Consider the following 19,947-nt stretch of genomic DNA (forward strand, 5'->3'; position numbering starts at 1 on the left):
CAAGTCGGCTCCTGCGGGTAAGGCACAGAACACATGGACAGCCGAAGCTCTAAACGCAAGGGCAGATTTGAAATAGACCGCAGATTGGGCATCGAAATCGCGGCCCTGCTAAGTCCTTGATTTAAGATTCGGAACAGCCTGAGAACGAATCGGAGACGAATCGCTGACTCCGGATGATTCAGCTTTTGTTCACGGCTAAGTATTGATTTTGAATCGCGTTTTTACACTAGATGCTGAATCGGAAGACTCGGCCGAAGATGGATTTCATCACCCGCGATTAACGTTTCTTGCCGAACTGTAAAGACCCGCAGATCCTATCTAAAATTAACCCTTCGACCAAAGCCGGAACGAATCGGAGACGAATCGCCGATATCGAGGTTTTCCCTTTTCGTTCACGGCGAGATGTTGTGAGCGTTTTGCCGCCACTACCAATATACGGTTTGGTCAATTCGGCAGTGTCGGCCGAAAGCGCCAGATCACGTTAATCATTTCCACGCAGAATTTACGATGCTTTAAGACGGTCGCCCCACGAGCCGATCAACGCTCGGCGCTGATCAAAGCCGGAACGAATCGCTGACGAATCGGAGACATCGCCATTTTCCCGCTTTGTTCACCACAAGCTGTTGTATTTGAACAAATTTTTAACCATACGGATAAAAGGCGGCAGAATTCTTTGCCGGCTTGGCATCTGGCGCGCCGGCTAAACTCGGCTTCAGGGAAACAATCGATAACGGCGCCGTGATATTCCGAGAGATTAGCCGGGAACAAAAGTCGAAGATGCGTGTTTCTAGTCCAGTCGAAATGAGGATGAGTCAGGACAAACACCATGTTAGGCACGATACTTCTTATTATCCTTATTCTATTATTGGTCGGCGCCTTGCCGAATTGGGGCTATAGCCGAGGCTGGGGCTATGGACCTTCCGGTGGTTTAGGGTTAGTTCTCGTCATCATCATCATTCTTGTATTGATGGGCCGAATTTAAAAGGCCGGTAACCTGGGGAGTTAGACATGAAAAAGATTGTTCTCAGCTGCGCGCTCATCGGCGCTCTCGCCTCCTGCACCCCGACGGAACAGGGCACGGCGATCGGCGCCGGCACGGGCGCTATCATCGGCGGCGCTGTCAGCAACAGCTGGGGTGGCGCGGCAGTCGGCGCAGTCGCCGGCGGTCTGACTGGCGCTCTCATCGGCCAGTCGGTCGAGCGTCGCGGCTATTGCGTCTATCGCGACCGCTACGGCCGCCGATACGAAGCACGTTGCCGCTAATCGACACCCGGTTCATCGGAAGTTTTAAACGGGCGCTTCTGCGCCCGTTTTCTTACGTTCTTTTGTCGTCAACACGCCGTTGACGATTGGTCGCTGAAGTCAAATCTACCGCGCCACTAAGGCCGAGCGCATATTCCTTTCAAGATCGCGGGGCAACGCACATGGCGCCCGCGAATGGAAAGGTAAGCTACCATGGCCCAGATCCTGCTGAATTCCGCCGTCGCCGTCCTGATCGCTGCAGCCTTTTTCACGACGACGGTCGCCGCCCTTCGCAGCCAGGACCGCGTCCAGAAGGTGCCCGTCAAGGTCAACAGACGGCATCATCCAAACGCCTGACGCTCTCGAAGAAACCAGAAACCGCGTGGCGGCGACGATCTGAGCGCCGTCCGTGGGGCTTTTGCAGCCTAGCGCATCCGCCAGGCCTTATGATGGCACAGGCAACTTCCGGAGCAACTGCGTCACAACCAAAAGAAACAGGTTCAGACGAAGAACTGACCGCCATTGGCAGTCAGCGTCGAACCGGTGATGAAACCGGCATCGTCGGAAACGAGGAAGGTCACGCAGCGCCCGATCTCCTCGGGTTCGCCGAGGCGCCCTACGGGGATTTGCGGAATAATCTTCTCATTCAGCACCTTTTCCGGCACGGCGAGCACCATCTCCGTGCCGATGTAACCGGGGCAGATGGCGTTGACGGTGATGTTCTTGACGGCGCCTTCCTGAGCGAGCGCCTTGGTGAAGCCGAGGTCACCGGCCTTGGCAGCTGAATAATTCACCTGTCCCATCTGGCCCTTCTGGCCATTGATGGAGGAGATATTGACGATGCGGCCGAAGCCGCGGTCGCGCATGCCGGCCCAGACATGGTGAGTCATATTGAAGAGGCCGGTGAGGTTGGTGTTGATCACCTCATGCCACTGCTGCGGTGTCATCTTGTGGAACATCGCATCGCGCGTGATGCCGGCATTATTGATGAGAATTTCGATCGCGCCGAGCTCGGCCTGAACCTTGGCGATACCGTCGCCGCAAGCGACATAGTCGGACACGTCCCACTTGAAGACCGGAATGCCGGTGACATCGTGAAATGCCTTGGCCTTCTCGTCATTGCCGGCATAGTTGGCGGCAACCTTATAGCCGGCATTCTGTAGCGCCATCGAGATTGCTGCGCCAATGCCGCGCGTACCTCCAGTGACCAGAGCCACTCTGCTCATGTTCCGCTCCCCTGTTGTTGTAAGCCCGCTCTGAGGCGGGCCTCAAAATATGCATTGTACGCTATTTACATTGCCTCGAAGCACATGGCGACACCCATGCCGCCGCCAATACATAATGTGGCAAGCCCTTTCCTGGCGCCGCGGCGCTTCATCTCGAAAAGCAGCGTGTTGAGGACGCGTGCGCCCGACGCACCGATCGGATGACCGATGGCGATCGCGCCGCCGTTGACGTTGACGATAGCAGGATCCCAGCCGAGATCCTTGTTGACGGCGCAGGCCTGGGCCGCGAAGGCCTCATTGGCTTCGACGAGGTCGAGATCGCCSACGGACCAGCCGGCCTTTTCCAGCGCCTTGCGGGAGGCCGGGATCGGGCCGGTTCCCATGACCTGCGGATCGACACCGGCRGTTGCCCAGGAAACGATGCGGGCAAGCGGCTGGATACCGCGCCGGGACGCTTCCGCTTCGCTCATCAGCACGGTCGCGGCAGCACCATCGTTGAGGCCGGAGGCATTCGCCGCCGTCACCGTGCCGTCCTTGTCGAAGGCGGGCCGGAGTTTGGCCATCGCCTCCATCGTGGCACCGTGGCGGATATATTCGTCTGYATCGACGGTCAGGTCACCCTTGCGAGCYTGAATGACGTAGGGAATGATTTCGTCCTTGAACCGGCCGGCCTTCTGCGCGGCCTCSGCCTTGTTCTGCGAACTCACCGCGAACTGGTCCTGCTCGTCGCGKGAAAGCTGCCACTGGCGGGCGATATTTTCYGCSGTGATACCCATATGATAGCCGTAGAAGGCGTCGGTCAGACCGTCCTTGATCATTGTGTCGATCATCTTCATGTCGCCCATCTTCACGCCGCCGCGCAAATGCGCTGCATGCGGMGCCATCGACATGGATTCCTGGCCGCCGGCGACGATGATMTTCGCATCGCCGAGCGCGATCTGCTGCATGCCGAGGGCAACGGCGCGCAGGCCGGAACCGCAGAGCTGGTTGACGCTCCAGGCTGTCGCTTCCTTGGGAACGCCGGCCTTCATCGCCGCCTGGCGAGCCGGGTTCTGGCCTTCGCCAGCCTGCAGGACCTGGCCAAGGATGACCTCGTCCACCTCTTCAGGGGAAACATTTGCCCGCTCCAGCGCGCCCTTGACGGCCGCCGCCCCGAGYTCGTGAGCGGGAACCGTGCCGAAAGCACCGTTGAAGGAACCGACAGCGGTGCGCGCTGCGCTGGCGATGACGACGGAGTGTGTGGACATGGGTTCTACCTCTTCAATCAGTCAAGTCGACATCAAACGGCGCTTCGGTCATGGCCTTGATTTCGGCGATTGAGGCGCCGTCAGCCAAGCCGATCAAAGTCAATTGCGGCGGGCCGGCGCGGGCAACGCGGAAAACGCCGAGATCGGTGATGACCATATCGGTCACGCGTCTGCCGGTCAGCGGCAGGGTGCACTCGTTGAGCAGCTTGGGTTCCCCCTTGGCCACATGTTCCATGACGACGACCACGCGTTTGACGCCGGCCACGAGATCCATGGCGCCGCCCATGCCCTTCACCATCTTGCCGGGAACCATCCAGTTTGCCAGGTCGCCGCTTTGGGAAACCTGCATCGCGCCGAGGATCGACAGATCGATATGTCCGCCCCGGATCATCGCAAAACTGTCGGCGGAAGAAAAATAGCTGGTTTTCGAAAGCTGCGTGATCGTCTGCTTGCCGGCATTGATCAGATCCGCATCTTCTTCCCCTTCAAAAGGAAAGGGCCCCATTCCAAGCATGCCGTTCTCGCTCTGGAGCGTTACCTCCATCCCCTCGGGAATGAAGTTGGCGACCAGCGTTGGAATGCCGATCCCGAGATTGACGTAGAAGCCGTCCTGCAGTTCGCGGGCGGCGCGGGCCGCCATTTGTTCGCGCGTCCAGGCCATGTCAGGCGACCTCTCTCTGTCTTGTTCTTATCGTACGCTGCTCGATGAGCTTTTCCGCAGCAGGCACATGAACGATCTTCTGAACGAAGATGCCGGGCGTATGGATATGGTCAGGATCGATCTCACCGGCTGGCACCAGATGTTCGACCTCGGCGACCGTCAGATGGGCAGCCGTTGCCATCACGGGATTGAAATTGCGTGCCGTCTTCCGGTAGACGAGATTGCCTTCCAGGTCCCCCTTCCAGGCATGCACGAGGGCGATGTCCGCTACCAGGCCTGTCTCAATGACATAATCGTCTTCACCAAAGCGACGCACTTCCTTGCCTTCGGCAATCAGCGTGCCAACGCCTGTCTTCGTGAAGAATGCCGGAATGCCAGCGCCGCCGGCCCTAATCCGCTCGGCAAGCGTGCCTTGCGGATTGAACTCCAGCTCTAAGGTCCCGGAGAGGAACTGTTCGGCAAACAGCTTGTTCTCACCCACATAGGATGAGATCATTTTCCTGATCTGCCGGGTTTCAAGGAGGATACCCAATCCATATCCGTCGACGCCGGCATTGTTGGAGATAACCGTAAGGTCTCTGACCCCCGACAGGCGGATCGCCTCGATCAGACTGGTCGGGATGCCACAGAGGCCGAAGCCGCCGGACATGATCGTCATGCCGTTGACCAGTGCTCCGGCCAGCGCTTCCGTCGCGCTTGAAGTCAGCTTCCTCATAGGGTCCTCACGCTGGTTCTTTGGCCGTATGGTTCAATCGCCAATTCGGCCTTGGCTTCRTCAAGGCTGCCGGTGAGATCAGAAATCGACACGATCGCCGCCTTTGAGTGCAAGGATCGATCGGGCCTCTGTCGGGCTTGCAACCTCAAGACCCAGTTCTTCGATCAGTGTTTTCACCTTGGAAACCTGTTGGGCATTGCTCTCGGCAAGCTTGCCGGCACCGATCCAGAGGGAATCCTCAAGCCCAACGCGAACATTACCGCCCATGGCGATCGACATGGCCGCAATGCTCATCTGGTTGCGCCCCGCACCGAGCACCGACCAGTTGTAATCGTCGCCGAACAGCCGGTCGGCGGTCCGTTTCATCATCATCACATCCTCGGGATGACTGCCTATGCCGCCGAGGAGGCCAAAGACGCTCTGGATAAAGAAGGGCGGCTTGACAAGGCCGCGGTCGACGAAATGGGAAAGCGTGTAAAGGTGGCCGATATCGTAGCATTCGATCTCGAAACGCGTGCCGTTGTCGGCGCATGTTGTCAGGATCTTCTCGATATCCGCAAACGTATTCTTGAAAATCCGCTCCCTGGAGCCCTCGAGATAGGGTTGCTCCCAGTCATGCCTGAACGACTTGAAGCGCTGCAGCATCGGAAACAGGCCGAAATTCATCGATCCCATATTGAGGGAGGCGACCTCGGGTTTGAACGTGGCGACCGGCTTTAGTCTTTCCTCGACGGTCATGGTCTGAGAGCCACCGGTGGTGATGTTGATGACAACGTCGGATTTCTGCTTGATCACTTTCAGGAAAGGCGCGAAGGCTTCGAGACTCTGGTCGGGCTGTCCACTCTCCGGGTTTCGGGCGTGAAGATGCACGATCGCCGCCCCTGCTTCTGCCGCACCGATTGCGGCTTCGGCTATCTGTTCGGCGGTGATCGGAAGATGCGGCGACATCGATGGTGTATGGATCGATCCAGTGACGGCGCAGGTGATGATGACTTTGCGAGGGGGCATGCGTACTCCTCCAATTCTCGAATGCTGATGTTGTCAGGCGTTTCGTGTCCAGGGTACTGCGCCGGTCAGTACAGGTGCTTTGGCCTTCCCGCCCGCGACCGGCCCCTTGTTCAGCATGGTCAGCAGGTGGTTGCGCCATGAGGCGAGATACAGGGCACGCCCTTGCGCCCCGACGCGCGGCGTGCCGTAACAGATGAAAGGTTCCTCCGCCGCAAGGCCCATGTAATCGAGCGTCAGCCGMTGGACCGGCCAGAGCACCCTGTCGATGTCGCCATAAACACCGTCGGCGGTGAAGCGGGCGGATGTGCCGCCCGTCGTTACGCAAAGAAGACTTCGCTTGCCCTTGAAGAGACCGTTTTCGAAGCGGGCACTGTCGACATAGGCAAAGCCATAGGCAAGGACGCGATCGATCCAGCCCTTGAGGATGGCTGGTGGGCCGCCCCACCAGAGCGGGAAAAGAAAAACGATGGCGTCAGCACTTTCGATGCGGGCCTGCTCACGCGTGATCTCGCCCGAAAATCCTTCCCCTTGAACGGCGTGCAGCTGTTCGCTCTGGTAATGAAAGCGTGCCGCATCCGCAATTTCCTGGAAATCATGCCGTCCTGCGACCGGGTTGAAGCCTTCCGCATAGAGGTCGGAGACGATCACCTCGTGTCCGGCAGCTTCGATTGTCTCGACTGCTCCCTGCCTGAGTGCTGCACAGAAGGACGTCGGTTCCGGGTGAGCCAAGACAATCAGAACCCTCATGACGGCTCAGGCTGCCAGATTGAGCAGGCGGGCAGAGTTGTCGCCGATCAGGGTGCGGATATCCTGATGCGAAAACTGCATGTCGAGCAGAGCGCGCACGATCTGACGGTAGCCTTCGAGCGGACGCGGGGCGCCGAGCAGACCGAGATCGGAGCACAGGCAGGTCCTGTCGATGCCCGCGATCTCGATCAGATGCTGCAGATAGCTTGGCTCGTACTGGTTGCCGGATCCGTCGATGAACATGCATATCGAATGCTCCATATAGGCGCCAAGCGAAACCAGTCCTCTGATATCTTCGTCCGAGCACCCGACGATATAGGTCGGGTGATTGACGAGCATCTTCCTGACACCGCGCTTCCTGGCCTCTTCGAACAGCACGAAGAGCTCGCTCGCCTCAAGATGCCCGCCGGCGAGAATGATGTCGCCTTCAGCGATCAGGTCGAGAACCTTTTTCGCGTCGTCGCTTACCTCGCCGTTTGCGTCCAATGCGGTCAGCGGCGTCGGATCGAGCATCTTCTGCGCTGTCTTTGGGAAGCTCTTGGCCTCGGTCAGCCCCTTGCGGATATGGTTGGCTGCCGCAAGGGTCGGCATCCACACGATCTTGCCGCCGATCTTGATGGCATGATCGACCGCGTAAGGATTGATGCCGCCGCTCGCATTGTTGAGCGCGATGCCGGAGAAGAGCTTGACACCGGTGTCGGGATAGATGGTCTCCAGGATTTTCGCATGTGGTGTGCCGAGATAGAAATGGTCCTTGTAGAGCAGAGCGCGAAACCCAGCATCAGCGGCGTCCTGCATCGCCTCACGATGATCGAGAACGCGCGGCATGGCCGCCGGCCCGCTGTGGCAGTGCAGATCGACCGCCCCTTTCAGCAATGCCTCGACTTCTTCGTCCCGCGAGCCGTTGGAGCCCCGTTCAACCTTATCAACCAGCATGTCTCTTCTCCTCACCAAATTGAGCCTGAGCGGGATGCGTTAAGCCGCAGTCCCGGCCTTCAGCCTGCTTTCTGCAATTTCTCGGAAATCCGTCAGAACCTGTCCTGCCGCCTGCCGCATCAGGCCCTGGTCGGACGAAACGATGAAGGACGTGATGCCAAGCGTGCGAAACGCCGCAGTTTCGGCGATTGACCCGACCATAACGCAGACCGGCTTGCCGGCCGCAATGGCAGCCTTGGCGATCTTTTCCGTCGCGGCCTGCACCTGCGGCGAGGCCGGCGACTGAGCACCCATCGCCACGCAAAGATCGCCACGGCCGACAAAGACACCATCCAGGCCGTCGACGGCGACGATGTCGTCGATGACATCCAGAGCCTCGGGATCTTCGATCATTGCGATCACCGTGATCGACCTGTCCTGATCCTCCACATGCGGCCACATGCCGACTGCGCCATAATGTCCTGCGYKGGGCGAGTTGGAAAAACCCCGCGATCCGCCCTTGTAGCGGCAGGCCGACACGACCGCTCTGGCCTTCTCGACGTTCATCACATGCGGCACGAGGACACCGGCTGCGCCGTCGTCAAGCACGGCCAACAATTTTGAGGCCGTCGGCTCGGCGACGCGCACGATTCCGGCCGTCCCAACGGCGCGCGCGGCAAGCAAGCCGTTGTCGATGGTGACCCGGTCGAATGGCGCATGTTCCTCGTCGATTACGACGAAATCGAATCCCATGCCGCCCAGGATTTCGATAGAGTGCGTGGTCGGTGTTTTGATGAACGAACCGAGAAGTGTCTCCCGGCTGAGAAACCGTTGGCGAAAGCGCGTTGGCAGAGCTGTTGACACGAGCTCGAATCCTCCCTATCGTTTCGATGATCAGAACATCATTCTGATTTTGAAAATTTGTACACCTGCGGCCTGGGGGTATGTCAAGACCCATGCGTGCGATTTGAATGAGGGAGGGCTTATGCCCCGTATGGAAGGCAAGGATGGCGACGGTGTTCAGGCTGTCCAGCTCGCATTGAGTATTATCGAATATCTCGCGAAGGAACGGMAGGCTGTCGGGGTGACAACGCTTGCGCAGGCGCTCGGAACGACGAAGAGCCGTATTCATCGCTATCTGCAGACCCTTGTTCAGCAAGGCTATATCGTTCAGCCCAGCGGTTCGGATCGTTATGAAAGCGGCCCGCGTCTCGTTGCGCTCGGCAGGGCGGTCAGCGACAACCTCGATCTTACGCACGTGGCTGCCGACCCGCTGATGGAACTCAGGGATGCGCTCGGCCATTCGGCCGTGGTCTCTCAGATGACGCCGGACGGAATGCGCGTACTGGCGGCGGTTCCGGGCCGCTCTCCCATAGAAATCGGCGTTCGCGCCGGTTCTATTCTGACCTTTACCAGTTCCGCGCAGGGCAAGGCGGCGCTCGCCTTTGCCTCGGAGGAGTTTCGCGGTCGTGTTCTTCGGGGAAAGTTTGAGATCTTCACGCCGCACACGATCATGAGTCCGTCGGCCCTGAGCGCCGAGCTGGAAAGGATCAGGGCGCAAGGTTGGGCAACGGCTCCCAATCAGACCGCCATCGGGCTCAACACGCTGGCTGCGCCGATCTTTGATTCCGCGGGCGCGGTCTGCGGCGCCGTCGGGGTCGTCGACATGATCCAGTTCATCGGAGAAATCCCTTCCGAAGATCAGCGGCAGCGCACAATGGCGGCCGCACGGCGCGTCTCGCATGCGCTTGGCTGCCCGAATCTCTAATCACAGCGGCGCATGGACGCCGTGCGGGCTTGACAAGGAAAAGTTTGCAAATATTCTTATCAGCGAAACGTTGTTTCAATAAGTAGGACACCCGGAGGAATGGGGCTTGTCTTGGGAGGAGGAAAAGTGACCGTTCGCAATTGGTGCTTGGCTTTGGCCATCGGTACAATGTTGTCCGGCCCTGTGCAGGCCGAGGATACGTTCAAGATTGGGTCGTCGGTCGGATTGACCGGCTATGCGGCGGTCATCGATCGCGCCTGGCGCGACGGGCTCGCCATCGGCGCCGAGGTGCTGAATGAAAAGGGCGGTATCCTCGGTCAGAAAATAGAGATCATCACCGAGGACAATCATTCCCAGCCGCAGGATGCGGTTGTCGGCTATCGCAAGATGATTTCAAGTGACGAGGTCAATCTTTTCGACAGCGGATGCGTATCGGCCGGCAATTTCGCGGCGGCCTCCTTTGTCATGCAGGCGAAGCTGCCGATGTATCTTTGCTCGATCCTGCCAAAGCGGATCAACGAGCAGGAATGGGCCTTCAGCTTCCTGGCGCCGCCAAAGTATGAGATGGAGTCACGCTATCGCTACCTCAAGGAAAAGACATCGATCCGCAAGATCGGGCTTCTTTACGATCCGACGCCCTATGCTCTGATGATGAAGGATCTTGGCGTCGAACTCGCCAAGGAATACGGGCTAGAGGTCGTGGCGCAGGAAACCTACAAGGCCGACGACAGCGATATGACAGTCCAGCTKGGGCGCATCAACGCAGCCGGAGGGGGGGCGGTCGTCAAGATCGGTCAGGGCGGGTCGACGGTGACCGCGGCCAAGAACATCAAACAGCTTGGCCTGGATAAGATGTTGCTGCTTTCCAGCAACGATGACGGCTCCATCTTCAAGCAGGCAGGAGAGGTCTTGTCCGACCGCTTCCTGTTCGTGGCGCCTCCGGTGCAATTGCCAAAGCAGTTGAAGGCTGGTCCGACCAAGGATGCCGTCGAAGCATTCCTCAAATATTGGACGCCGAAATATCCCGATCGCGACCCGACTAATAGCGCCCGAGCCTTTGATAGCATGATGGTGCTGGCAAAGGCGGCGGAGATCGCCAAATCGACCGATGGCGAGGCGCTGCGCGATGCGACCGAGAAGGTGCCGTCCTATACCGGCGCCTACGCATCGTTCAATTTTTCTCACGATCAGCATGTCGGCATCACGGAGAACCCCTTCCTGATCGGCAAATATGCTGGCGGCGAACTGGTGCTTGCCGAATGAGCGGGGATGCGGTCGGCGCGAAGGATACCCCTCTGCTCGAAGCGAGGGATATCTCAGCCAGCTACGGACATGTGCAGGCTTTGAAGCCCACGAGCCTGCATATTTCCGAGGGAGAGCTGGTGACCATTCTCGGGCCGAATGGTGCGGGCAAGACGACGCTGATGCGTGCGTTGACGCGTCTGACGGTGCGCAAGGGGGCGATATTTTTCCGCGGCGAGGACGTCAGCGGATTATCGACCCACAAGCTTGCGCAGCGCGGCATCGTCATGGTGCAGGAGGGCAGGGGCCTGTTCCCGCTCATGAGCGTGCGGGAAAACCTGGTCATCGGCGGCTATCTGCATGCCGGAGAGTCGGACAAGCAGATGGAGAGCGTATTTGAACTCTTTCCGCGTCTGCGCGAACGGCTGGGACAGATCGCCGGTTCGCTCTCGGGCGGTGAACAGCAGATGCTGGCGATCGGCCGTGCCCTCATGGCCAAGCCGAAACTACTCATGCTCGACGAGCCGTCACTGGGTCTCGCGCCGCGGGTGGCATCGGAGATTCTCGGCACCCTTAGCGAACTCAATCGTCGCGGAATTGGCATTCTGCTCGTCGAGCAAAAGGCGCCCTTGGCGCTGAAGCTCGCGCAGCGGGTCTATGTCATCTCGCTTGGAACGATCGTCGCAGAACTCAAGACAGATGAGATTAAATCGCATCATGACCTCGCACGCTATTACCTCCATTGAGCCGGCGGCAAGCCGCTGGCCATCGATGCTGCCGGTCATTGCCGTACTGGTTCTGGCAGCACTGGGATTGTTGTCGAGCGACTACATCGTCACCGTACTCGGCTTCGCATTCATCTACACGATATTCTGCACCGGGCTCAATTTCTTCATGGGCTACACGGGCCAGGCCTCGTTCGGTCAAAGCGCGTTTGCCGCCATCGGCGGCTATGGAAGCGCCATCCTATGCACCGATTATGGCTGGGAACCGCTTCTGGCGCTCCTCGTGACGATGGCTATATCGGGTGTGGCGGCAGTTGTCGTCGGTTACCCGACGCTGCGCCTGCGCGGTCACTATCTCGCCATGGCGACCTTCGCACTCGGCCTCATCGTCTATGAGATCAGCATCGAGTGGACGAGCCTGACGCAGGGCTATATGGGCTATTCGGGCGTGCCGCCCCTCGGTATCGCGGGATACGAGCTCCTTACGGTCAAACATCAGCTCGTGGCGCTCGTCGTCCTCGCCCTGTTCGGCATCGGCGTGGCTAGCCGCCTGCGGCAGTCGCGCTTCGGGCGAGCGCTTGCTGCGATCGCCGGCAGCGAACAGGCAGCAACCGCGCTCGGCATCAACATCGCCCGCTACAAGCTCATCGCCTTCGTCATAGCCGCGCTCTACGCCTCCGCGGCCGGCTCGCTGTTTTCGCATTTCATCGGCTTTATCAGCCCCGAGGTCTTCGGGACGACGATGGTCGTGCAAAGCTTTGCCATGCTCTATCTCGGCGGCATCGGAACGACGTGGGGTCCGCTCGTCGGCGCCATTGTCGTCTCGGTCCTGCCGGAGGCCTTGCGCGGCCTGAAGGAAATGCAGGACATCGCCTATACAGCCATCCTCATCTTGATCCTCATTTTTGCGCCGCGGGGCATGGCTGGCCTGTGGGTCCTCTTCAAATGGCCAAACAGGCCGACCAAAGGAGGAGCCTGATCATGGCACTGCTTTCCGTTCGTGAAGAGACGAAGCGTTTCGGTGGCCTGCTTGCCAATCAGTCCATCTCCTTCGATGTTGAGGAGGGAGAACTGCTCGCGGTGATCGGCCCCAACGGGGCCGGCAAGACGACGTTGTTCAACGTCATCTCAGGCTTCTTTCCTCCAACTACGGGCTCGATCCATTTCGACGGCAAGGAGATCACGGGCCTCTCCTCTCATAGCGTCGCATCGGCCGGCCTCGTTCGGACCTACCAACTCGTCCAGCTTTTCAAGCATCTGACGGTTGCCGAGAATGTCGAGATCGGCAGCCATAGGGTCACGCGCGGCGGTGTTTTCTCCGCCCTGTTCCGCCCGGATTGGATGCGCCGGCAGGAGAAGAGCGTCAGCGAAGGCGCGCGCGAACTCCTGCGCTTCGTCGGCCTGGAAAATCAGGCGGACCTTCAGGCCGACAAGCTGCCCTATGGCCGGCAGCGGCTGCTCGAGGTGGCGCGGGCGCTAGCGGCAAAACCGCGGCTTCTGTTGCTCGACGAGCCGGCAGCCGGCCTCAATACACAGGAAACCGAAGCGCTGGCGGAAGTCATCAAACGCATCCACCAGGGCGGGACGACGGTGATCCTCATCGAGCACGACATGAGCCTCGTCATGAAGATCGCGCAACGCATCGTCGTCCTCGATTTTGGAAAGAAGATCGCCGAAGGCACGCCGGATGAGATCAAGGTCCATCCCGACGTCATTGCGGCTTACCTCGGCGGAACGGAGATGGCTGATGCCTAGCATGATCGAATTCCTTCAAAGCATCGTCAACGGCGTCGGGGTCGGGCTCATCTACGGTCTCGTCGGGATCGGATTCTGCGTCATCTACAATGCAAGCGGCATCGTGAACTTCGCACAGGGCGTGTTCGTCATGCTTGGCGGCATGGTCTGCCAGGTTCTGCTCGGCGAGCTCGGAGTGCCGCTGGTGCTCGCGATCGTCTTGACCATTCCGCTCGTTGCGGTGTCAGGCATGGCGATGGAGCTTTTGATMGTCCGGCCGATGATGCATCGCGGCGCGACGCTCTTTGCGATCATTCTCGCGACCCTGGCGTCGCAGATCATGATCGAACGCATCACGCTTTTGACGTTCGGCGACCGTCCGCGCACGTTCGAAGAGTTCACCCCTGGCGGACCATTGAAAATCGGCGACCTCGCCATCGGTTATCAGCTCTTCTGGATCCTCGGGTGCGGCGCGCTTCTCGTCGTACTCCTATGGCTATTCTTCACGAGAACGCGGACCGGACGGGCGCTGCGTGCCTGCTCGCAGAACCGGGAGGCGGCTCAGTTGCTCGGCATTCCGGTCGCCCGCATGATGCTCGTCGCCTTCGCATTGAGCGCTGCGCTGGGTGCGATCGCGGGCATCCTGGTCACGCCGACGCAGTATACCGCCTACAATGTCGGTACGCCCTTCGGCGTCAACGGTTTCATCGCCGCGATCATCGGCGGCTTCGGGCGGGCAGGTGGGGCTCTCGCCGGTGGCCTTCTGCTCGGCATCCTGCAGGCGCTTGCGATTGTCATGCTGGGAGCCGGCTTCAAGAATGTCGCGGCGCTCAGCGTGCTCCTCCTCGTCCTGCTTCTCTTCCCCAATGGGATATTTGCCGGTTACGGCCCCGGTGCGAAATCGCATTGACGGGCATCAGATTGGAAAAGGAAAATGCCGATGTACAACAGCAGTGATCCCCGCTCGTCACTGGCAACGGCCAGGACAGGGCCGTCGGCCACGGATTTCGCCGCGGCAGAATATCTGAAATTCTATGAGACGGCACCGCAGGAGGACGATTCCAACGGCAAGACGTGGCTGGGGCGGGGACAGAATTTCATCATTGCCCACAGCGAGGCACGGCCCGGGGCGACCTTCGGCCGGAAGGGGCAGGTCGACGAATATGCCGTCCTTCTGCCCGATGCAAAGTCGTCGGCGACGATCACGTGGCAGGGCAGGACGGAAACGGTGTCTGGTTATTCGCTGGCCTTCGTGCCGCCGGGCGACAGCACGGTCGTCATGCCGGAAGGCGGGCGCCTGGTGCGCATGTTCTCGTCGCGATCGGAAGACCTGGCGCTGGCCTGCATCAATGCCGCCGCCTATGCCACACATCACCCGAACATCCCACCATTTCAGCCCTGGCCCGAGCCCAAGGACGGGTACCGGGTGCGAACCTATTCGCTCGATGTGCCGGACGAGCCGGGCCGTTTCGGCCGCATCTGGCGCTGCACGACTTTCATGGTCAATGTCTTGCCGCAGGAGAGGGGTCCGCGCGACATCACCAAGCTCTCGCCCCATTACCATGACGATTTCGAACAATGCTCGCTGGCGCTTGAAGGATCCTATACACATCACATCCGTTGGCCGTGGACGCCGAACCTCCATGCTTGGCGCGCCGATGACCATGAACTCTGCGGCTCCCCCTCAGTCACCGTCATCCCGCCGCCGGCGATACACACCTCCCGCGGCATGGATGCGAATGTGAACCAGCTCGTCGACATTTTCTCGCCGCCACGGTTCGACTTCTCGGAAAAGCAAGGCTGGGTACTGAACGCCGACGACTATCCGATGCCTGACCCGAGCGGTGCTGCCCGATGAGCGCAACATTGGAAGGCAAGGTCGTGCTTGTCACCGGCGGTTCGCGCGGCATCGGTGCCGCGATCGCTCGCCGCTTCGCGTCGTTCGGCGCCTATATCGTGGCCGGCTACCGGTCCGATCATGAGGCGGCGAACCGGCTTGCGGACGAATTGGGGGGCAGCGGCCGCAATTGTATCGCGGTGCAGGCGGATGTCGCCAATCCAGACGATATCAAGACGTTGGTGTCCTCTGCCGTCGAGCGCTTCGGCAAGATCGATGTGCTCGTCAACTGCGCGGCCGTCGGGACGTACCGTCCGCTCGGCGCGATGGATGCGCCTTTTATTCGCAGCATCCTTGAGACCAACATCATGGGAACCGTGCTGATGACTGAGGCAGTGCTTCCGCATCTGCCTTCCCCTGGCGGGCGCATCGTCAACTTTGCCTCGGCGCTCGCCTATCGGCCGATCCCCGCCAGTTCCGTCTATTCAGCCTCGAAAGCCGCGGTAGTGACGTTGACACATGCCTTCGCCAAGGAACTCGGACCGAAGGGGATCACCGTCAATGCGGTTGCGCCCGGCGTGATCGAGACGGACATGACGACCAGAATCCTGGCTGAAAGAGGCGATCAGATCCTCGCAATGACGCCGCTCGCTCGCATCGGTCAACCCGATGACATTGCCGGCATCGTCACCTTCCTTGCATCGCCGGAGGCGGGCTGGATCACCGGTCGCACCATCATCGCCGACGGCGGCGTCACGTAAACGTGGGGATGCTTCTGACGATGATCGCCGTCCCGCCCATTGACGATGCAAAGGTTCCTCGTTTGAGTTTTGCATCGGCGGTCAAATGCGGAAGGACCGCCCTCTGGAGCAAGGGTCGATCCATCATCCTGGTCGTGGATGGGCGGGAGCATGAGTTTGTCTTCGACGGCGGGCTCACCGAGGCACAGGCGCTCGCCGTGCTGAAGGCAAGCGGCCTCAGCCTCCTCAGGGAGGAGGCGCCGGGCATTGCCGTGCTTCTGACGGCAATCGCCTGCATGCTGGTTCTCGTCGTCCTCTTCCTCTTGAGGTGAGTGCAGCTTCGGCTGCAGCCTTCTCGGAATATCGAAACAGCAGCAAGATCCGCGAATAATTTTCACAAAATGCGCGCTGTTTCCTCTACCGAAACGCGATTTAATTTTTGTTCAACTCCTGAACAACAAACTCAGACTCGCTTTTGGACGCCAACAGCCGCCCGGAAAGCGCTTCGTTATTCAGCCCGTTTCTTTTCAATCTTGCGAGCTTGCGCAAACATTGCGAGTCGAACATGAAAAACCTGAAGATCTCCCATCAGCTGCTCGGCATGGTCGCCATACTTACACTGGCTTTCGCCGCTGTGACCTACTACCAGGTCCGCGCCTCGATCGCTTCAATCTACAGCGAGCGCTATGAGATGCTGCGCACGCAGGTGGAGTCGGGTATCTCTGTTCTGCAATTTTTTTACGCGCAGGAAAAGGCAGGCACGCTCAGCCACGAGGAAGCGCAGAAACAGGCCTATGCGACGGTGGCGAGCGTAAAGTATGAGCCGGCCGGTTATCTGTTCGGCATGGACTACGACACCGTCACGCGCTTCCACAGCAACCCGAAATTCGTCGGCGTCGAGCAGAAAGCCCAGCCTGGGAACACGTCGAGTGTGCCGATGGTTGAGAAAGGCAGAGCCGGCGGCGGTATCACCATTTTCTCCTGGACGAAGCCCGGCATGCCCGCGGACCAGCAATTCGAGAAAGCGGCTTATTCAAAGGCTTTCGAGCCCTGGCAGATCGTTGTGGCTACCGGCGTCTACACCGACGATCTGGATGCCAAGGTCAGCGACACCATTCTTGAAGTTGTGAGCTTCGGTCTCATCGTCTTCCTGCTAGCGATTGGTGTTGCGTTCCTTGTCATTCGCAACATCACCAAACCCCTCGCTGCCGTACACGACGCGCTGCAGGCCGTTGCCKATGAAGATGTCAGCACGGCGGTGCCGCATACCGAAATGTCAAATGAAGTTGGCAAGATGGCAAATGCCACTCAGGCGTTGCAGGAGAAGATCCGCGAGCGCAATGCCATGGCAGAGCGCGAAGACCGTCAGCGTCTGGAACTGGACCGMGAGCGCCAGCAGAACCTCGATACCCAACAGAAGGATGCAGCCGAACAGGCGCACGTCGTCTCCACGATCGGCGAGGCGCTGGAATCACTTGCCACCGGCGATCTTACCATCCGTTGCGGCGATCTCGGCGCGCGCTACGAACAACTGCGCCATAATTTCAATGAGGCGTTGGTTCATCTGGAAGCCGCAATGACCAAGGTCAATGCCAAGGGAATCGATATCGGCGGCTCGAAGGAAGAGATCCGCCGCGCCTCCAATGAACTGTCGCAGCGCACCGAGCGCCAGGCCGCAAATCTGGAGGAAACCTCCGCCGCGCTCGACGAACTCGCGGTTACCGTCCGCCAAACCGCTGAAGGCGCCCATGAGGCTGCAGAGCGCGTGACCTTGGTAAGCGACGAAGCCATCCGCTCCGACAAGATCGTTGCACAGGCAATCGATGCTATGGGTGGCATCGAACATTCTTCGGAAGAAATCTCAAAGATTATTGGCGTCATCGATGATATCGCCTTCCAGACTAACCTCTTAGCCCTGAACGCTGGGGTCGAGGCTGCCCGCGCCGGCGAAAGCGGGAAAGGCTTTGCCGTTGTTGCTCAGGAAGTGCGTGAACTGGCACAGCGCTCCGCGGCAGCCGCCAAGGAGATCAAGGATCAAATCTCGCGCTCCTCCGGCCAGGTGCAAAACGGCGTGCGTCTCGTCGGCCAGACGGGTGAAGCTCTGAAGCGCATCTCCGACCAGGTGAAAACCGCCAGCGAGATCGTCGGCAAGATTGCTCACTCGGCGTCCGAGCAGGACACAACGCTGCGCTCGATTTCGTCATCGCTCAATCAGCTCGATGCGGCAACCCAGCACAATGCCGCCATGGCCGAGGAGACCACTGCGTCGGCCGAAGCACTGGCCGCCGATACCGACGAACTGCTGAGCCTGATCACCAAATTCCGCATCGGTAACAGCGTCACTCCTGCGTCCGACCTGCACCTGCTGGCTCAGAGAATGCGTAAAGCAAGCTGAGCCTCAGTTTGCGAAAAACCTTGACCTCTCTATCGCCTGGCGTTGAGCTTCAGTCGGCGGCAGACGCATCTCCGTGGTAAACTTCTGAACGGGAGCGGTGAAAAGATCACCGACTTCCTTCTGAAAACAAACTGACGGAAGCCGTCGCGCAGATCCTCAAGCAGATCGACAATCTTCGCGGCGACATTTGCGAGATCAAGGCGCGCAATCCGCAATAGAGCGTGGAGCCCTGCGGCACAAGCTTATTATTTCTCGGAAAGCCTCGCGAGATAGTCCCGAAGCAGTGCGGCTCGCCTTGGTCGAAAACTTCGCCCTGACCTCTTCACTTCGCTGATCCGCTCCACCCTGAACATGCGAAAATCTTCACGTAGCCCGCACCATGCAAGAACCGTCAGTGCGTGATCGGTGTACATAATGGCTAGGGGCTGGATGGCGCGCTGGCTATCGGTTCCTACCTGATCACGATAGGCAATCTCAATCGTCTCTTCCTCCCAACACGCCTGCCTGATGGCGTTCAGGTGTGGGTGTGGTCCGTAGCGACCATCGGGTCGGTATACATGGGAGATCGAATGCATCAACTGCTGTTCACGATCATCTGGCAGGGTCGCAGCAACCTTTGCCAGCACGGCCTCTGCTGCCTGTGCGAGGTCGGGATCACCCATCTGGCGCACTTCTCCGAGGCCTACAGCAATAGCCTCAATTTCCATGCGATCGAATGTTTGTGGCGGTAGCGCGTAGTCCTCGATCAGGCGGTAGCCATAACCGCGCTCTCCGTCGATCCTGGCGCCGGCAAGCCGCAACAGTTCAATATCACGATAGATGGAGCGTATCGATACGCCGCGCTCCTTCGCCAAACGCTGCGCCGTGATCGGCGGCGCCATGACGCGCATAACCTGCAGCAGCCTCAATAATCTATCCGGTCCGCTCATCGCCAACTGCCGTGAAGTGTCAGTAGGACGGCCCTATACCACGCATATTCAACTCACGCAGCAGAAGGCATCGAAATGAGCATCAAGACGGTAGCGCATATCAATTTTCGAGGCAGTGCGCGCGCGGCGCTGTCGTACTATCAGTCAGTCTTCGGTGGGGATCTCGCCCTCGTAACGCATGCCCAGATTTACGGCACGACCGATCCCCAGGAAGCCGAACTGGTTGGCTGGGGGCAAATCGTTTCGGTTGAGGGCTTTACGATCATGGCCTACGACGCACCCGCGAGCCGTGATTACGATCCGGGTAAGGCCCCATTTTTCATCTCGGTGAGCGGCGACACCGTCACCGAGATCACAGGCTACTGGGAAAAGCTGATGGTGGGCGCAACGATCGTTCAGGATCTCGCGCCGGCCGGCTGGTCACCGCTTTACGGAATGCTGAAGGACCAATTTGGCGTTACGTGGGTTCTCGACGTTCACAGCAACGAGGCGCACTGAACCAATCCAACGTGCGCCAATGACGCATGATTTCCGGATTAGTATTTTCGTATCGAGCAACTGTTCCGTTTTTGCTGAAATAGGTTGCTGACGGAAGTTCCCGCAGAGCTGTATATGAAGCTGGCGGGCAGGGTGCCGAACGCATCGCGAAGCTTTTGAAATGCGAAGCCGGAGCGGACTTTCCGATGTTGAAGGCCATGCGTCAGCGTTGCAGCTCTGAAAGAGCTGCGATTCCGCGTAAGGATACAATAAGAACTACGCTACGTGGAGAATGCGGTGACCACGTAGCGAATAATAAGTGGATGTGGGCCTCTGGAC

General features: G+C 59.3%; 23 protein-coding genes. 14 read left to right on the top strand and 9 right to left on the bottom strand.

Going from position 1 to position 19,947, the window contains the following annotated elements; all coding sequences use genetic code 11:
• The first annotated feature begins 826 nt into the window (after positions 1 to 826).
• The 3 genes from AC1DNW_RS32895 to AC1DNW_RS32905 all read left to right on the top strand — a co-directional run bounded on the left by AC1DNW_RS32895 (position 827) and on the right by AC1DNW_RS32905 (position 1,599).
• On the top strand, positions 827 to 982 hold the full coding sequence (locus AC1DNW_RS32895) for a DUF3309 family protein (RefSeq protein WP_007825451.1): 156 nt from the start codon (positions 827 to 829) through the stop codon (positions 980 to 982).
• 26 nt (positions 983 to 1,008) lie between these two features.
• Entirely contained in the window at positions 1,009 to 1,263 is a 255-nt protein-coding gene (locus AC1DNW_RS32900; protein WP_113299537.1) for a YMGG-like glycine zipper-containing protein, read from the top strand.
• A 192-nt stretch (positions 1,264 to 1,455) separates the two neighbouring features.
• A complete protein-coding gene (locus AC1DNW_RS32905) occupies positions 1,456 to 1,599 on the top strand; it encodes a hypothetical protein (RefSeq protein ID WP_477855496.1) in 144 nt (47 codons plus the stop codon).
• Between the two features lie 143 nt (positions 1,600 to 1,742).
• Here the strand turns inward: AC1DNW_RS32905 and phbB are convergent, their stop codons facing one another.
• The 8 genes from phbB to AC1DNW_RS32945 form a co-directional block, all read right to left on the bottom strand.
• A complete protein-coding gene (gene phbB, locus AC1DNW_RS32910; RefSeq protein ID WP_113312041.1) occupies positions 1,743 to 2,468 on the bottom strand; it encodes a beta-ketoacyl-ACP reductase in 726 nt (241 codons plus the stop codon).
• A gap of 65 nt (positions 2,469 to 2,533) precedes the next feature.
• Entirely contained in the window at positions 2,534 to 3,715 is a 1,182-nt protein-coding gene (locus AC1DNW_RS32915) for an acetyl-CoA C-acetyltransferase (RefSeq protein ID WP_477855497.1), read from the bottom strand.
• A gap of 13 nt (positions 3,716 to 3,728) precedes the next feature.
• Positions 3,729 to 4,376 carry a CoA transferase subunit B gene (locus AC1DNW_RS32920; RefSeq protein ID WP_113299033.1) on the bottom strand — a complete coding sequence of 216 codons (648 nt, stop codon included), beginning with the start codon at positions 4,374 to 4,376 and terminating at the stop codon, positions 3,729 to 3,731.
• 1 nt (position 4,377) lies between these two features.
• On the bottom strand, positions 4,378 to 5,091 hold the full coding sequence (locus AC1DNW_RS32925) for a CoA transferase subunit A (RefSeq protein WP_477855498.1): 714 nt from the start codon (positions 5,089 to 5,091) through the stop codon (positions 4,378 to 4,380).
• A 78-nt stretch (positions 5,092 to 5,169) separates the two neighbouring features.
• Positions 5,170 to 6,099: a 3,5-dioxohexanoate:acetyl-CoA acetone transferase gene (gene kce / locus AC1DNW_RS32930; RefSeq protein WP_477855499.1), complete on the bottom strand. Its 930-nt coding sequence runs from the start codon at positions 6,097 to 6,099 to the stop codon at positions 5,170 to 5,172.
• A gap of 33 nt (positions 6,100 to 6,132) precedes the next feature.
• A complete protein-coding gene (locus AC1DNW_RS32935; RefSeq protein ID WP_477855500.1) occupies positions 6,133 to 6,846 on the bottom strand; it encodes an NAD(P)H-dependent oxidoreductase in 714 nt (237 codons plus the stop codon).
• 6 nt (positions 6,847 to 6,852) lie between these two features.
• Positions 6,853 to 7,782 (bottom strand): DUF6282 family protein, encoded by a 930-nt coding sequence (locus tag AC1DNW_RS32940; protein ID WP_113508963.1) that lies wholly within the window; start codon positions 7,780 to 7,782, stop codon positions 6,853 to 6,855.
• Between the two features lie 39 nt (positions 7,783 to 7,821).
• Positions 7,822 to 8,514: an HpcH/HpaI aldolase family protein gene (locus tag AC1DNW_RS32945; RefSeq protein ID WP_477855501.1), complete on the bottom strand. Its 693-nt coding sequence runs from the start codon at positions 8,512 to 8,514 to the stop codon at positions 7,822 to 7,824.
• Between AC1DNW_RS32945 and AC1DNW_RS32950 the strand changes: the two genes are divergently transcribed.
• The 10 genes from AC1DNW_RS32950 (at position 8,513) to AC1DNW_RS32995 (ending at position 18,202) form a co-directional block, all read left to right on the top strand.
• Positions 8,513 to 9,529 (top strand): IclR family transcriptional regulator, encoded by a 1,017-nt coding sequence (locus AC1DNW_RS32950; protein WP_477855502.1) that lies wholly within the window; start codon positions 8,513 to 8,515, stop codon positions 9,527 to 9,529. The two genes, AC1DNW_RS32945 and AC1DNW_RS32950, sit on opposite strands and share 2 nt — an antisense overlap.
• Positions 9,530 to 9,655: 126 nt before the next feature.
• Positions 9,656 to 10,792, top strand: a complete 1,137-nt coding sequence (locus tag AC1DNW_RS32955; RefSeq protein ID WP_162747182.1) for an ABC transporter substrate-binding protein — start codon at positions 9,656 to 9,658, stop codon at positions 10,790 to 10,792.
• The gene (locus tag AC1DNW_RS32960; protein ID WP_113508965.1) at positions 10,789 to 11,517 is read left to right on the top strand and encodes an ABC transporter ATP-binding protein; all 729 of its coding nucleotides are present in this window, start codon (positions 10,789 to 10,791) and stop codon (positions 11,515 to 11,517) included. The genes AC1DNW_RS32955 and AC1DNW_RS32960 overlap by 4 nt, the downstream gene beginning before the upstream one ends.
• Entirely contained in the window at positions 11,489 to 12,475 is a 987-nt protein-coding gene (locus AC1DNW_RS32965) for a branched-chain amino acid ABC transporter permease (RefSeq protein ID WP_477855503.1), read from the top strand. The genes AC1DNW_RS32960 and AC1DNW_RS32965 overlap by 29 nt, the downstream gene beginning before the upstream one ends.
• A 2-nt stretch (positions 12,476 to 12,477) precedes the next feature.
• Positions 12,478 to 13,251 (top strand): ABC transporter ATP-binding protein, encoded by a 774-nt coding sequence (locus AC1DNW_RS32970; RefSeq protein ID WP_113299025.1) that lies wholly within the window; start codon positions 12,478 to 12,480, stop codon positions 13,249 to 13,251.
• Positions 13,244 to 14,140 carry a branched-chain amino acid ABC transporter permease gene (locus tag AC1DNW_RS32975; protein WP_162765479.1) on the top strand — a complete coding sequence of 299 codons (897 nt, stop codon included), beginning with the start codon at positions 13,244 to 13,246 and terminating at the stop codon, positions 14,138 to 14,140. The genes AC1DNW_RS32970 and AC1DNW_RS32975 overlap by 8 nt, the downstream gene beginning before the upstream one ends.
• Positions 14,141 to 14,170: 30 nt before the next feature.
• The gene (locus tag AC1DNW_RS32980) at positions 14,171 to 15,088 is read left to right on the top strand and encodes a cupin domain-containing protein (RefSeq protein WP_477855504.1); all 918 of its coding nucleotides are present in this window, start codon (positions 14,171 to 14,173) and stop codon (positions 15,086 to 15,088) included.
• Positions 15,085 to 15,828, top strand: coding sequence for an SDR family NAD(P)-dependent oxidoreductase (locus tag AC1DNW_RS32985; RefSeq protein ID WP_477855505.1), 744 nt, complete (start codon positions 15,085 to 15,087; stop codon positions 15,826 to 15,828). Before AC1DNW_RS32980 ends, AC1DNW_RS32985 begins: the two co-directional genes overlap by 4 nt.
• Before the next feature lie 62 nt (positions 15,829 to 15,890).
• Positions 15,891 to 16,139 carry a hypothetical protein gene (locus AC1DNW_RS32990; protein WP_477855506.1) on the top strand — a complete coding sequence of 83 codons (249 nt, stop codon included), beginning with the start codon at positions 15,891 to 15,893 and terminating at the stop codon, positions 16,137 to 16,139.
• A 233-nt stretch (positions 16,140 to 16,372) separates the two neighbouring features.
• Positions 16,373 to 18,202: a methyl-accepting chemotaxis protein gene (locus tag AC1DNW_RS32995; RefSeq protein WP_477855507.1), complete on the top strand. Its 1,830-nt coding sequence runs from the start codon at positions 16,373 to 16,375 to the stop codon at positions 18,200 to 18,202.
• 245 nt (positions 18,203 to 18,447) lie between these two features.
• Here AC1DNW_RS32995 and AC1DNW_RS33000 read toward each other — a convergent pair whose 3' ends face one another.
• Complete coding sequence (locus AC1DNW_RS33000; protein ID WP_477855508.1) at positions 18,448 to 19,131, bottom strand: helix-turn-helix transcriptional regulator; 684 nt, start codon at positions 19,129 to 19,131, stop codon at positions 18,448 to 18,450.
• 75 nt (positions 19,132 to 19,206) lie between these two features.
• Here AC1DNW_RS33000 and AC1DNW_RS33005 point away from each other — a divergent pair, with 75 nt between their 5' ends.
• A complete protein-coding gene (locus AC1DNW_RS33005) occupies positions 19,207 to 19,629 on the top strand; it encodes a VOC family protein (protein WP_477855509.1) in 423 nt (140 codons plus the stop codon).
• The last annotated feature ends 318 nt before the right edge of the window (positions 19,630 to 19,947 follow it).

It is taken from the genome of Rhizobium sp. 05L429 (genome assembly GCF_056397645.1).